Source organism: Kitasatospora sp. NPDC051702, assembly GCF_040681575.1.
Lineage (GTDB): Bacteria > Actinomycetota > Actinomycetes > Streptomycetales > Streptomycetaceae > Kitasatospora.
The window spans coordinates 1-14,935 of the sequence record NZ_JBFAZB010000031.1 but is presented as its reverse complement, the minus strand read 5'-3'; the positions used below and the strand labels follow the sequence as shown (position 1 = coordinate 14,935).

Annotated in this window: 5 protein-coding genes; 3 read left to right on the top strand and 2 right to left on the bottom strand. The window is 72.4% G+C overall.

What is annotated here, in order from left to right:
- Window positions 1-3: 3 nt before the first annotated feature.
- Window positions 4-7,059: a ricin-type beta-trefoil lectin domain protein gene (locus AB0N04_RS24215; protein ID WP_360215951.1), complete on the bottom strand. Its 7,056-nt coding sequence runs from the start codon at window positions 7,057-7,059 to the stop codon at window positions 4-6.
- A gap of 344 nt (window positions 7,060-7,403) precedes the next feature.
- Between AB0N04_RS24215 and AB0N04_RS24210 the strand changes: the two genes are divergently transcribed.
- Entirely contained in the window at window positions 7,404-11,795 is a 4,392-nt protein-coding gene (locus AB0N04_RS24210; protein ID WP_363365245.1) for a ricin-type beta-trefoil lectin domain protein, read from the top strand.
- Between the two features lie 66 nt (window positions 11,796-11,861).
- Here AB0N04_RS24210 and hemE read toward each other — a convergent pair whose 3' ends face one another.
- Window positions 11,862-12,965, bottom strand: a complete 1,104-nt coding sequence (gene hemE, locus AB0N04_RS24205) for a uroporphyrinogen decarboxylase (protein WP_360215945.1) — start codon at window positions 12,963-12,965, stop codon at window positions 11,862-11,864.
- A gap of 146 nt (window positions 12,966-13,111) precedes the next feature.
- Here hemE and AB0N04_RS24200 point away from each other — a divergent pair, with 146 nt between their 5' ends.
- The gene (locus tag AB0N04_RS24200; RefSeq protein ID WP_360215942.1) at window positions 13,112-13,774 is read left to right on the top strand and encodes a DUF3000 domain-containing protein; all 663 of its coding nucleotides are present in this window, start codon (window positions 13,112-13,114) and stop codon (window positions 13,772-13,774) included.
- 320 nt (window positions 13,775-14,094) lie between these two features.
- Window positions 14,095-14,811 (top strand): response regulator transcription factor, encoded by a 717-nt coding sequence (locus AB0N04_RS24195; protein ID WP_360215939.1) that lies wholly within the window; start codon window positions 14,095-14,097, stop codon window positions 14,809-14,811.
- The last annotated feature ends 124 nt before the right edge of the window (window positions 14,812-14,935 follow it).

Here is a 14,935-nt window from a genome sequence, read left to right as displayed (position 1 = left end):
GGTCTACGGTTCGGCGGTGCCGGCCGTGGCGCAGTAGGCGATGAAGCCTATGACAAAGACCACGGCCGCTCCGAAGTTGGTCTCCTGCTGCCTGGTCATGATCGGACCGTGCACCTCGAACCCGCCGCCGCCGTCACCGCTGCCCGCGGTGGGGGCGTGCGGCATCTCGCCCGGTGTGGCCGGGGCGGTGTTCGCCGTCGCCCCGGTGATCGGCCGGGTGGTGGTCCAGCCGGGCCTGCGCCCGCGTTCGCTGAGCGGGACGGGCGAGGGCTGCGGCACCGGGACGGGGTGCGGGACGGGGTCGGGTTCGCCGCCCCGGTTGTCCTCCTTCGACCACTTGTAGGTGATGATGCCGTCGGACTTGCCGTCCTTGGCGGTGATGAACTCGGCCGGGTTGGCCATGTTGGGCACCGGACCGAGTTCGGTGCCGAGCCTGCCGCCGGCCTTCACCGTCCGGGTGTCGCCGCTCGCGATCAGCATGACCTGGAGCTGGCGGACGTAGCGGGCGAGCTGCGCCGGTCCGGCGGCCTCCGCGCCACCGCCCTCGTGCTTGACCTCCCAGACCAGGACCTCGTCCTTGCCCCACTCGACGATGTCGGCGTAGCCGGGCTTCTTGTTGCCCTTGGACGAGCCCTCACGGACGAAGACGTCGTTGTCGAAGTCGTCGTACGGGCGCTGCGCCTTGAGGTAGGCGGTGGCCATCAGGACGGCCGTGTCGTGCCGCGGCGTCCAGACCTTCCACCACTTGTACTCCTCCTCCGTCGCCGGCTCGTCGTCCCCGAGGTCCCCGGGTTCGACGTCGTCGCTGGCGGTCTCCGGGGTGCTGGCCTCGGCCTGCCGCTTGGCCCGCTCCTGCTGCATCTGCCATTCGCGCAGGTCGGGGTCGTAGAGGCCGGACGGGTCGCTGCGGTTGACCGGGTCGCTGTGGGAGTAGCCGTAGCTGTTCCACTGCTGCGGGTCGTCGGGGACGAGGACCGGGTCCGGGCTGACGAAGCGTCCGGTGCTCGGCTGGTACTGCCGCGCGCCGAGGTTGGTCAGTCCGGTGACGTCGTCCTTGAGGCCGCCGACGAAGCCCTTGTCGCCGGCCCAGACGCCGGCCGCGGGCTGGGAGCCGCGCGGGTTGCCGAAGGGGTCCATGGCCCGCCGGGTGACGGCGAGGCTGGTGGCGTCGACGGTGAGCAGGCCGCTGTTGTGGTGGTCGGCGAGCTGGACGGTCATCCCGCCGGCACCGACGCGGACCATGGTGAGCCCGCCCGGGACGGGGTAGTACCGGGTGCCGGTGAGGGTCTTGGCGACGGAGTCGTAGACGAGCTCGTCGCCGGCCAGGGTGACGGTGGTCTTCCCGGGGTTGCGGCGGACCAGCTGGTTGCCGTCCGCGTCGTAGACGTAGCTGGTGGTCTGGCTCGGGGCGCTCCACTTCTGGCCGGCCGGGACGGTCGACCCGCAGTCGTTGACCACGAGGGCGGTGCTGTTGGTGCTGACGTCGCCGGGGACGGCCAGGCAGCGGGCCGCGCCCGCGTTGAGGACCGTGCCGTCGGCGCGCGGCGTCCACTTCTGGGCGGCGCCGCCGTCGCAGGGCTGGAGCTGCACGGCGGAGCCGGCCGCGGTGCCCGTGGCGGTGAGGCACTTGTCGAACACCTTGAGCAGGCTGCCCGCGGTGGAGAACCGCTGGCCGCCGCCGGTGCCGCAGGTGTAGATCTGCACGACCGTGCCGTTGGCGGAGCTGCCGCCGCGCATGTCCAGGCACTTGCCGCCGACGCCGGTGACCGGGCCGGCCTGGGCGTAGGCGTCGAGCTTGCCCTCGGTGTTCCAGGTGAGGTCGGCGGTGCCGGTCCTGGAGGTGTAGATCGAGGTGGTGTTGCCGCCGGCGTCGTAGGTGTCGCGGCCGGAGACGGTGGTGGCGGCGCCGACCGTGGTGCCGGTGCCGGTGAGCGCGTGCGGGCCGCCGTTGCCGGCGGAGGTGTTGACCGTCCCGGGGGCCGGGAAGGTCTGGGTGGTGACGGTGTCCTTGGTGGAGTCGCCGCCGGTGTCGTGCTGGACGAACCGGGTGCGGTTGCCCGTCACGTCGTAGCCGTACTCCTGCCAGTACGGGTTGCCGCCGCCGACGGTGGTCAGCGCCGGTGCGACGGCGCCGCTGGTCGGGCTGGTGTTGGTGCAGCGGCCCTGGTCCAGGGTCTGGTGCTGCTGCGGGTCGGGGACGGTGACGGTGCCGGTGTCGGTCCAGGCGGTGGTCAGCCGGCCGAGGCTGTCGTAGCCGAAGCACTGCAGGTCGCGTGCGGCCGGGTTGTTGTCGGGGACGGTGTTGATGGAGGTGACGCGACCGGAGTCGTCGTAGGTGTAGCCGGTCTGCTGGACCGCGCCGGTGGTGGAGGTCTGCTTGTCCAGGAACTGGTTGCGCAGCCGTCCGGTGGCCTGGTCGTAGTCGTTGGTGACGACGACCTGGGTGGCCCAGGGGTTGACGGTGGAGCGGACGACCCGGCCGTAGGCGTCGTACTCGGTCTGGGTGTCGTACGTGGTGGCGCCCGCGTACTTGAACATCTGGCCGTAGTCGTTGTACGAGAACGCGACGTCGTCGACCGGCAGGCCGCCGAGGGCGGGGAGGATGCTCTCCTTCAGGTTGCCGGTGATCTTGTCGTAGGTCGCCGTGCTGGTGTACGTGAACGTGCCGGTCTGGCCGATCTCGCTGCCCGGGATGCTGACCGTCGCCCCGGTCTTCCGGTAGGCGTCGTCGTAGCCGGTCACCGCCGTGGTGTAGGCCTGGCCGGTCGCGCCGCCGACGTAGCGGGTGGACGAGGTCGGCTTGCCCTTGACGACGGTGTCGTAGACCCAGCCCGCCAGCTGGTTGGCCGGGGCCACCGTGCCGTCGTACTCACCGGTCTTGCGGCCGGTGAGGTCGTAGGTGAAGGCGAGCCGGCGGCTGCGGCCGTCGGTGGTGGTGGCCACCCGCGAGGCCTCGTCGTAGGTCTGCACGACGCTGCCGGTGTCCGGGTCGGTCGCGGAGACCTGGCGGTGCCGCAGGTCGTAGCCGAAGGACCAGCGGTTGCCCGCGGCGTCGGTGCGCGACTCGGGCCGGCCGTCGACGGTGTAGGTGTACGTGGAGACCACCGCGTCGGCGCGGTTGCCGGTGGCGGTCGGGGTGTTGTACTGCCAGCGCTCGACGGTGTGGTTGCGGGCGTCGGAGACGGCGCTGGTGGGCCAGGTCCCGGCGGGCGGGAGCAGGTCGACCCGGTCCACGCCGGCGTACGTCGTGGTGGTGCGGTTCTGCTCGACGCCGAGGGACCAGGAGGCGACCACCACGGCGCGGCTCTGCCCGTCGTAGGTGGTCCGGGTCTGCAGCGGGACGGTCGAGTCGTCGGCCGTCACCAGGGTCGAGGTGGGGCCGGAGTCCTTGTTGTACCAGGCCGGGTCGGCGGTCTTGGCCCGCCCCTGCGAGTCGTAGCGGGTCCCGGAGAGCATCCGGCCGGTGTAGGCCGGGTTGGCGGGCGAGGTCTGGGTCTGCCGGGTGCGGCCGAAGCCGTCCAGGATGTCGATCTTGCGGGTCTGGACCGGGGTGCTCAGGTCGCGCTTGAGCACCAGGGTCGTCACCGAGGACGGGACACCGGTCTGGTTGGACAGGTTGTAGGCGTAGCTGACGTTGGGGTTCGGGTTGGCCCCGGGGGTGCGGCCGGCCAGCCAGACCCCGGTGAGGCGCCCGAGGGAGTCCCAGGCCTGGGTGCTGACCTTGTTGTTCGGGTCCTTGACGGTCAGCGTGTTGCCGCGGCGCGGGTCGATGGTGGTGACGGTGTCCCAGGTGGCGTTGGCCACGCCGGGCACCGGTGCCGAGGAGGTCAGCGTGGACGGGATCTCGCCGGCCGCGGCGGCCGCGTACGAGGTCCTGGTGGTCGCGCCGCCCGGGTGCTGCGCGTCCTTGACGGTCAGCGCGGTGACGGAATCGGTGCGGCCGTACTTGTCGAAGGTGACGTTGGTGGTGGTGGTGAAGGTGGCGCTGCCGTCGGCCTCGTAGCGCTCCAGCTCCTGGGAGCCGCTCGGGTTGGCGGTGGCCGCGGCCTGGCCGTACGGCAGGTTGTCGTACAGCACGCGGTTGCGGGAGACGGTGTTCCCGGCGTTGGCGGTGGCCGTGCAGGCGTTGGCGCCGGAGACCGTGAGGGTCTCGGCGGCCAGGTCGGTGCGGACCGGGTCGGGCCCCTGCGCGTACGCGGTGAGGGTGCAGACGTCGGGCAGCCCGTCGGCCTGGTCGAGCACGCTGCGGGCGCGGTTGGCGTGGTCGCTGTCGGACACCGTGGTCTTGGTGGTGGTCCGCCAGGTCTGGTCGGCCTTCAGGCCCTGGGTGGTCGTCGAGCGGGTGGTCGCGGTGTAGCGCGCCACGAGGTCCGGCAGCCCGTTGCCGCGCGGGTGGGTCGCGGTGGCGACCTCACCGGAGGCCGCGTTGACGGTGCGCGAGGTGACCTTGCCGTCGGCCTGGTCGAACACCTCGGTCTGCAGGACCTGGCCGCCCAGCCAGTCGACGTCCACGACGTCCCGGCCGAGCGCGTCGGTCAGGTGGACGCTGCGGGTGCTGCCGTCCTTGCGGACGTCGCCGTCCATGCCCTGCCGGTAGGTCGCGCGGCTCTGCGACCTGGGGCCGTCGTTGCCGCTGCCGATGGTGGTGGTGACCACCCCGAAGCCGCGGAAGTCGCCCCAGGTGCGGGCGTTCGCCTCGGTGAGCTCGGCGTCGTCGCGGTGCCAGCCGGGCTTGGCGTAGGCGTACTTGGTGATCTTCTGCGGGGCGTCGGTGGCGGTGTCGTTCTCGGTCAGCGAGGCGACGGTGTAGTGGTTGAACCAGTCGAGGACCGGGTCCGACCCGGCCACCGAGCCCGGCGGCAGCCAGCGCACCGGGTAGCAGCCGAGGCTGTTGTCGTCCTCGGCCGCCGGCATCACCTTGTTGATCCGGGAGCAGGCCGGCAGGTTGTAGTCGACGTTGAGGACGCCGCCGGTCTCGTTGTGGATCTGCTGGATGCGCGGCCGGTTCATCAGCGGCGGCGCGGGCACCAGGTCGGTGCCGTCCACCCGGTTGGGCAGCATCACCGGGGTGAAGCTCACCGCCGGGGTGCTGAGCTGGGTCGCGCCGGCCTTGCCGGTGCGCACCACGGAGTCCAGCCACAGGGCCTTCTGGCTGGTGTTGTCGTTCGGGTTCGGGAACGAGTGGTTGAGCTGGTAGGAGTCGACGTCCTGCCAGGCGTTGTTGACCCGCACCTGGGTGGCGACGCCGGAGAGCCGCTTCGTGGTGAAGTAGCTCGGGCCGTAGTGGGTGCAGGTGCCGTCCTGCTTGCACTCCTGGTCGACCGGCACGTCGGGCCAGTTGGTCTTGTTGGCCTCGGTGCGCTGGGACGGGTCGCAGTTCGCGGTGTCCACGCAGCGCTCGGCGGTGGAGAAGACGACCTTCGCGGCGGGCTGCAGGCCGCCCTTGGCCGCGACCTGCTCGTCGAGGCGCTGGCCGTACGCGATCGTGGCGGGCAGGTTCGCCCGGGTGTAGGAGGTGCGGGTGCCGTTGCCGTTGTTCTGGCCGCCGCCACGGGCGTACCAGTTGGTCTCCGGCGACCACGTGTAGGTGGTCAGGTTGCCGCGGGCGTCCACCACGTAGTCCAGCGAGAGCCGCTGCCACATCTGGCACCAGGAGGCCTTGCCCTGGCCGGAGTCGTAGCACGGGTCGCCGCTGTCGGGCGAGTAGACCGGCACGGTGGAGACCGAGTTGGACGCCGGATCGCTCTTGTCGCCGCCGGGCAGGTGGTTCAGGCCGAAGTAGTACACCGTGCCGGAGGAGTCGGTGACCTTCGCGTAGGCGCCGTCCCGGGCGTCGTTGCCCGCGCCCGAGCCGAACTCGATCCTGGTGCCGTCGTCGTCCTTGAGGTGCCAGACGCCGGTCGCGGCGTCCGTGGTGGCGCCGGAGGAGCCGGCGTTGCGGTCCCGGACCAGCTGGCCGGAGTGCGAGCCGAGCGAGAGGGCCGCGTTGAAGCCGGCCCAGCACTGGTCCCCGGAGCCCTTGATGCCGTCCTTGTCGCAGGGCTTGAAGCTGCGCTCGATGAAGCCGGGGTTGAGCTCCCAGCCGTCACCGACCCAGGAGGCCTGGGCGTTGGTGGCCGAGGTCTTCCCGTCCACCGTCGAGGAGTTGTACGAGAGCGCGACCGCGGGCGGCTGGCCGCCGAGCGACGGCGGCACCTGGACCGGGTAGCTGTACGTGAGGGCGCCGGAGGAGCTGCCCGCCGCCCAGGCGGAGGAGGGGGTCAGCGTGGAGGCGTTGTAGCTGCCGCCGCCGCCCGAGGAGGTGGTCTCGGCGGCCAGCAGCAGCGGGGCCGCCGCGGGGGCCTGGGCCGAGGCCCCGCTCGCGGACGCGGCGAAGGAGGCCTTCACGGCACCGCCGGCCGGCACGGCCGGGTCGCCCGCGGCGGGCAGCGACACCTCGGCGACGATCCGCTTGGCGGCGGCGTCGTAGCGGGCCGGCACCGGGGTGCGGACCTGGCAGGAGGGGAGCTCGGGGGTGGTCGCGGCGCACGCGGGCAGCGTGACCAGGCGGCCGCGGGAGGCGAACTCGCCGCCGGTGGCCGCGTCCAGCGCGGCGGAGTCGACGCCGACGGTGACCGGCACGGCCTCCTCGGCACCGCCCCGCCCGTCGGCGGCCGCACCGGCCGCCCGCTGCGCCGTGAGGCTGAAGACCAGCCCGTCGACGCCGGACACCCGGGCGCTCGCGCCGTCCTTCTGGACCACCGTCACCGCCGCGGCCGACGCCGCGGCCTCCGGCTTCGGGGCGACCCAGACCGGCAGCGCGCCGGCCTTGACGGGGGCGTCCGGCCGCGCGGCGGCGAGGTCCGCGGTGGCGGACCCGTGCACCGCCGGCGCCACCGCGGGCGCCCTGCCGGCCCGCTGCGGCACCGGGTAGTGCGGTGCAACCGCGGCGGCCTTGGCGGCGTCGGTGACCTTGACGGAGGTGGTGCCGGGCAGCGGGGTGCCGGGCGGCTGCCACACCTTGGAGAAGTCGGGTCCGCTCGCGGCCTGCGCGGCCGGTCCGAGCAGCGAACCGGCCACCGCCAGGGCGATCGGCCCGGCTATCCATCGCCAGGGAATTCCCCTGCGATCGGGTCTGTCCGGAATTGACACGTTCCCACCCCCGTTTTCTTGAAAGAGATTTGACTGGTCATCGGCACAGTCGGTTGCGGAACCTAGCAGCCGGGTATGTCGCCCCACCAGCGAGAAAGCGTCCGGCAGGCGGGGTGATCCATCTCACTGACCGGCCATTCGGTTCTTTTTGCGCCAAAATCCCGACACGGCCCTTGCGAAGGTTTTGTCGACGAGGCGTGAGAACTGCCAGGGTGCGCTTGACCTCTGCGTATCCGCACTCGCGGAGCGCGTCGCACACCCGGGGGAGCCCGATGCCACGCATACCCAGACCCGCCAGGCCGACCAGACGGTCGACCGCCGCCGCGGTCTCCTTGGTCCTCACGACCGGCCTGTTCACCGCCGCGCCGTTCGCCGCCCACGCCGCCACCGGCACACCGGCCCCCACCGCGCCGGCCACCGCGCCCTCCGGGCAGCCCACCCGCCCGACGCCGGACCGGATCCAGAGCGCCGTCGAACGCGCCAAGCGCGAGGGCAAGGACGTCCCCGTCCCCGAACTCACCGACGAGTACACCACGGTGGTCGCGACGGCCGAGGGCAAGCTGCGCTCGGAGCAGCACGAGCTCGCGCAACGCGCCAAGCGGACCGACGGCTCCTGGGCCCCCCTCGACGACACCCTGGTCAAGCGTGGCGACGGCACCGTCGCCCCCACCACCGCCAGCGGCGACCTGGTCATCTCCGGCGGCGGCGACGGCCCGCTGGCCACCATGACCACCAAGGACGGCAAGCAGCTCGCCGTCTCCTCGCCGTTCCCCGGCAGGCTCCCCGCCCCGAAGCTGACCGGCAACACGGCGCTGTTCAGCGGCGTCGCGCCGGACACCGACCTCGAGGTCACCGCCACCAAGTGGGGCGGCTACACCACCGTGGTCGTGCTGCGCACGCCCGCCGCCGCGGCCAACCCGGCCGCGCGCAACCTCGTCTTCCCCACCACCACCAAGGGGTTGGAGCTCGGCAAGGACGCCACCGGCGCGCTGACCGCCTCCGCCGGCGGCACCCCGGTGTTCACCGCACCGACCCCGCAGATGTGGTCCGCCAAGGAGGCGCGCACCCCGGCCGCCCGGGCCGCCGCGAAGTCCGCCGCCGCCGAGCCCGCGTTCGCCGCGGCCCCCCGCGCGGCCGCTCCGGCCGCCCCGGCCGCCGGACAGGACGCCGCCGCCGGCGCCGCCACCCGCACCGCGCCGGACGCCCCGAGCACCACGGCCGGTCCCGGCTCACTCGCCACCGTCGCCGACATCCCGGTGGCCGAGGCCAAGGTGGCCCAGGCCGGCGGGAACGGCAAGGGCGCGATCACCCTGACCCCGAGCCCCGACCTGCTCGACGGTGCCAGCACCTCGTACCCGATCTACGTCGACCCGTCCTGGGGCCAGGACGCCCGCGGCAAGCAGCACCACGCCTGGGTGATGCAGGCCCACAACACGACCGGCAACTTCGACCGCACCGGCTCCAACGACCGCGACCGCCCCGGCTCCGGCTACCAGGGCTGGGAGTCCCCGTACGGGATCGAGCGGGCGCTGTTCGAGTTCGACCTCAACGGCTACGCCGGCGCCACGATCAACTACGCCAACCTGCGGATCAACCAGTACATCTCCTCGGACCACTCCTGCTCGACGACCTACCCGGTCAACCTCTACCGGGCCCGTGAGTTCGACTCCTCGGTGTCCTGGAACAACCACGAGGTCCGCGAGTGGCTCGACGGCAAGAACGTCGCGGGCAACGGCACGCTCTCCGAGTGCTACAACGACCTGCCGATCGACTTCAACATCACCAACGCCCTGCGCGACGGCATCCGCAACACCGGCGTGCCGCTCGCCTTCGCCGTGCTCGGCCAGGAGGGCAGCGGCCAGCGGATGGGCTTCAAGCGGTACTCGTACGACGCGACGCTCAGCAGCCAGTACGACTTCCCGCCGCGGGTGCCCGGCAACCCGCACACCTACCCGACCCCGCACCGGGTCACCAGCTCCGACACCGACTCCTGCGCGGACGTGCCGGTCTCCTCGTACGGCTACGTGACCGCCACCAACACCACGCTCAAGTCCACGGTCAGCAGCCCCAACCAGGGCCAGCTCACCGAGTACGTCGGCATCTGGGACAACACCACCGGCGGCAACACCGTCAACAACGGCTGGTCGGGCTTCGTCGGCACGGGCAGCGAGGCCTCGTACGACCTGCCGGTCGGCACCCTCCAGGACGGCCACTACTACGGCTGGCAGACCCAGGGCGACGACGGCCTGCTGCGCGGACCGGCCTCGACGGTCTGCCACTTCGCCGTCGACATGACCCCGCCGGTGTTCACGTTCGGCGCCTTCACCGACCCGGCCACCCAGTTCCCGCCGGCCGGCAACGGCCAGACCACCAAGCTCCGGCTCGGCGACACCGGCCACATCCCGGTGGTCGCCTCCGACCCGAGCCCGGGCGCCGGCCTGGTCTCCTCGGGCCTGGCGTGCGTCCAGTGGGGCTACGACCCGCAGCTCTCCGGCGCGCAGCAGACCTGCGGCAACGGCGGCACGCTGTCGATCGGCGACATCACCACCAAGCCGACCCACTGGGGCACCAACACCCTGTACGCGCGGGCGATCGACGAGGCCGGGAACTCCTCCCAGACCGTCTCCTACTCGTTCTACGTGCCGTGGGCGCCGGGCCCGGTCGCCTTCGGCGACACCACCGGCGACGCCCGGCCGGACATCCTGCTCGCCGACACCGCCGGCAACCTGATCGCCCACGGCCGGGCCACCGACCCGGGCAACACCAGCGTGCCGCCCACCGGCACCGCCGCACCGGCCGCCCAGGCCCCGGGCGCCGACGCCGCCACCAACCCCCGGACGTGGAAGGACTACCGCGTCGCGCACCGCGGATCGGTGGACCCGACGACCAACCTGGACGACCTGTTCGTCCACAAGGACCCGAGCGGCCCGGGCGCGGGCGACGGTGACGACGCCCTCTACTACTACTCCAACACCCTGTCCGACCCGGGCCGCTTCACCCGCGGCACGATGACCCCGCTGGACCGCCCGGACTGCGACACCGCGTACGCCACGTCCTGCGCCGGCCACCACGACGGCGGCAGCTGGTCCCAGGCCCGCCAGATCACCCCGATCGGCTCGGCCAAGGACACCCGCACCCCGAGCCGCCAGGTGACCGACGCCACCGGCGTCTTCGCGATCGACTCGGGCAACCTCTGGTTCTACCCGGTCAAGACCAACCACACCCTGGCGGCGCCGTCGCTGGTCTCCACCGGCAACTGGGACGACAAGGACCTGATGGTCCCCGGCAACACCCTCGCCATCGGTGCCGCCACGGCCACCACCCCGGCCCTGTGGGTGCGCAACCGGACCAACGGCGACATCTTCCAGTACGCGCTGACCACCGCCGCCCGGCCGGACGGCTCGACCACGGTGACGGCCGTCACGGCCAGCCCCGCCGCCAGGATCGGCTGGGGCGTCAACGGCACGGGCTTCCCGACCATGGGCGCCGACGGCGACCTGACCGGTGACGACGTGCCCGACCTCTGGGGCGTCGACCAGTCCGGGACGATCCACGTCTGGCCGTCGGCCGTCACCAACGGCCAGGTCACGGGCTACGCCGGCGACCACTTCCGCGGCACCACCCAGGCGCCGTTCGTGCAGTTCCCGCTGACCGGCGACGCCAAGGCCAACCCGGCCGCCCAGAACGGCACCGCCGCCAACGTGTCCTTCGCCGACGACACCGTCGACGGCCGCACCACCAAGGTCGCGGTGTTCGACGGCACCGGGGCCAACAAGTCCACCGTCACCGGTGCCCGGAACGCGGTGGACGCCCGCCAGAGCTTCACCATCAGCACCTGGGCCTACCTGGCCAAGGACGACTCCGGCGTGGTGGTCAGCCAGGACACCCAGCACGGCAGCTCGTTCATGATCTACGCCGACCACGGCGCCTGGCGCTTCGCGATCGCCAACGGCGACAACGACCAGTGGCCCTACGACTACGACAACGCCACCGGCCCCGCCGGCGCGTACCGGCTCAACACCTGGACGCAGCTGACCGCGAGCTACAACGCCGCCACCGGACAGATGAACCTGTACGTCAACGGCAGCCTGGCCGGCACCGGCCAGCACAACGCCTCGACCAGCCCGGCCCCGAACGGCAACCTGGTGCTCGGCCGCTACCGCGCCGCCAGCGCGCCGTCCAACTTCCTCACCGGGCGGATCAGCGACCTGGCGGTCTACAACTCGGCGGTCGCGGCGACCACCGTGAACAGCCCGGTCCGGTTCTCCGCACACATGGGCCGCTGCCTGGACGCGCCGAACAACAACACCGGCAACGGCATGCACCCCCAGCTGTGGGACTGCAACGGCACCGACGCCCAGCGCTACAGCCTGAACGCCAACGGCACGCTCACCATCAACAACCAGTGCGTGGCCGCGAGCGCCAACGGCACCGCGGTGGGCACCCAGATCATCCTCTGGAACTGCCTCGGCGAGGGCGGCCAGCAGTGGCGCTACCGGGCCGACGGCAGCATCTACAACCCGCAGTCGGGCCTGTGCCTGGACGTCCCCTGGGCGAACAGCAACGCCGGCACCACCCTCCAGCTCTTCACCTGCAACGGCACCACCGCGCAGCGCTGGAGCATCCCGACCGTCAGCACCCCGGTCCTTCCCGTGAACCCGTAGCGGTCCACCGGAACGACGGAAGGGCCCGTCCCCCCGAGGGGGGCGGGCCCTTCGCCCGTTCCGGGGTCAGCGCGCGCTGGCCTCGTGCACGAAGGCGACCAGACGGCTCAGCGCGTCCGGGTCCATCGAGGGCATGACGCCGTGGCCGAGGTTGAAGACGTGGCCGCTGGTGCCGAGCGCCTCCGCGGCCCGCAGGACCTCGCGGGCCTTGCTCTCGACGACCTCGGTGGGCGCGAACAGGACGGCCGGGTCGAGGTTGCCCTGCAGGGCCTTGCCGGGGCCGACCCGCTCGGCCGCCACGTCCAGCGGCACCCGCCAGTCGACGCCGACGACGTCCGCGCCGGCCTCGCCCATCAGGCCCAGCAGCTCGCCGGTGCCGACGCCGAAGTGGATCCGCGGCACGCCGTAGGAGGCGACGGAGTCGAAGACCTTGGTGCTGGACGGCATGACCGAGCGGCGGTAGTCCGCCGGGGCGAGCGAGCCGACCCAGGAGTCGAAGAGCTGGACCGCCGAGGCGCCGGCCTCGATCTGCACCTTCAGGAAGGCGGAGGTGATGTCGGCCAGCCGGTCGACCAGGGCCGCCCACAGCTCGGGCTGCCCGTACATCATGGCCTTGGTGTTCTCGTGGTTCTTCGACGGCCCGCCCTCGACCAGGTAGCTGGCCAGGGTGTACGGCGCGCCGGCGAAGCCGATCAGCGGCGTCCCGCCGAGCTCGTCCACCAGCAGGCCGACGGCCTCGGTGATGTAGGGGACGTCGTCCGGCTCCAGCGGGCGCAGCCGCTCGAGGTCCGCGAAGGTGCGGATCGGGTCGGCGATGACCGGCCCGATGCCGGGCTTGATGTCGACGTCGATGCCGACCGCCTTGAGCGGCACCACGATGTCGCTGAAGAAGATCGCCGCGTCCACGCCGTGCCGGCGCACCGGCTGGAGGGTGATCTCCTTGACCAGCTCGGGCCGCATGCAGGACTCCAGCATGGGGATGCCCTCGCGGACCTTCAGGTACTCGGGCAGCGAGCGGCCGGCCTGGCGCATGAACCACACCGGGGTGTGCGGCACCGGCTCGTGCCGGCAGGCGCGCAGGAACGCGGAGTCGTGCGCGGCGCCGCGGCGCGCGGGGGTGGTTCGGCCGTCGAGGGCGGCCGCCGTGGTGTCTGCCGTAGTCTCGCTCACGGGTCAAATCTTCGCACGCGCCCCGGGGCGCTCTCTCCGGGCCGGCTCGTCGGTTCCTCCAAGATGTGGCCCGGTTTGCCGTTCCGGCACGCCGCTCGGACGGAAGTTGCGGCGTTAACCGGGGTTCTCGACCTAGTCTTCGGGTCATGGCAGCGGTCGGCGGGCACCCCGCACAGGGTGGCGGAGCAGGTGGCGGAACTGGTCGGGAGGGGGCGCCGAGCGAGTTCCGGGCCGCCGTGGAGGCCCTCGACGGGGCCCGACTGCGGCCCGAGGTCCAGCTCTCCCCCGCCCCGGCGCCGCGCCGGCTGGCCCCGTACGCGTTCGCGGTGACCGCCTCGGTGGAGGTGGACGGCGAGGAGCTCGCGGACGGGCGGCTGGTGCTGCTGCACGACCCGGCCGGGCAGGAGGCCTGGAACGGCGAGTTCCGGGTGGTGACGATGACCCGCGCGGAGCTGGAGCCGGAGATGGCCGGCGACCCGATGCTCTCCGAGGTCGGCTGGGCCTGGCTGCTGGACGCCCTGCAGACGCACGGCGCCGGGTACGCGGAGCCGTCCGGCACGGTGACCCGCTGCGCCTCGCAGTACTTCGGCGGCCTCGCGGACCGCCCCTCCTCGACCGAGATCGAGATCCGGGCGTCCTGGACGCCGGCCGACGGCCGGTTCGAGCGGCACCTGGCGGCCTGGGGGGACCTGCTGTGCACCAGTGCAGGCCTGCCGCCGGTCACCCCGGCCCCGCAGGCGCCGGCGGACGTGCCGTCACTCGGCGGAGTGGTCCCGATGCCCGCACGGCGACGCCCGCGCTCGCACTGACGAGTGGCGTCCGGCCCGGACGGCACCGGCCGGTCCGACGCCACCCCCAGGGCTGACAGCGTGTGACTTCCGTCGCGCTCTGCGTCAATTACCCGGCCGAAACCGACCGATTCATGACGAATCTGATCGATTTTGTGCGAATACCAGGCATGTCGCATCAGTCATATGCGCGATTTGTCCGTATTGTTACTCACTAGATCGTGATCTTTCGCTAAAGCCGGGCACGGTAGCTGCCGAAGCAGACTGTGACCCTTTCCGAACGCGGAACACTCCGACCGCCCCCATCGGGGTTCCGTCCGCCACTCCCCGCAGGAGGCCTGGTGTCGGTCCTTCTTGAGCACCCCGCAAACGTGGTCGCCTACCGGCCGACCAAGCCCACCGCCATGGTGGTCATCGCCGATCCCCGCGTCCGAAACACCGTCACCCGCCACCTGTGGGCGCTCGGCGTCCGGGACGTGATCGAGGTGTCCTCGATCGCCGAGGCCCGCCCCCGGGTCTCCACCCCGCGCGACATCTGCGTCGCCGACGTGCACCTGCCGGACGGCTCCGGGCTGACCATCCTGGCCGAGACCCGCGCCGCGGGCTGGCCCAACGGGCTGGCGCTGTCCGCCGCCGACGACATCGGCGCGGTCCGCAGCGCGCTGGCCGGCGGGGTGAAGGGCTACGTCGTCACCGGCACCCGCACCAACGTCGCGATGCCCGGCCGCCCGGGCCTGCCGCTCGGCGCCGCCGGACTGGCCGGGCGGATGCGCCGTCCGGGCATGCCGGGCGTGCCGGGCGCCACCGGTGCGCCGGGCGCCCACGGGGCCCCCGGTGCACCGGGCACCCAGCAGTCCGCCTACCGCGAACTGTCCGGCCGTGAGGTGGAGGTGCTGCGGCTGGTCGCCGAAGGTCAGTCCAACAAGGCCATCGGCGTGGCGATGGGCCTCTCCGCCCTCACCGTGAAGAGCCACCTCGCCCGGATCGCCCGCAAGCTGGGCACCGGCGACCGGGCCGGCATGGTCGCGGTCGCCCTGCGCACCGGCATCATCCACTGAGCCGATCGGACCGGACCGCCGCGGCGGCTCAGGAGGAACGTTCCTCGTTCGGAAAGGGTCACAGTCTGCTTCGGCAGCTACCGTGCCCGGCTTTAGCGAAAGATCACGATCTATTGAGTAACAA

Bases quoted from the DNA above. Each gene is read 5' to 3' on its own strand.
- AB0N04_RS24210 (WP_363365245.1), top strand. From the start codon at position 7,404: ATGCCACGCATACCCAGACCCGCCAGGCCGACCAGACGGTCGACCGCC.
- AB0N04_RS24200 (WP_360215942.1), top strand. From the start codon at position 13,112: ATGGCAGCGGTCGGCGGGCACCCCGCACAGGGTGGCGGAGCAGGTGGC.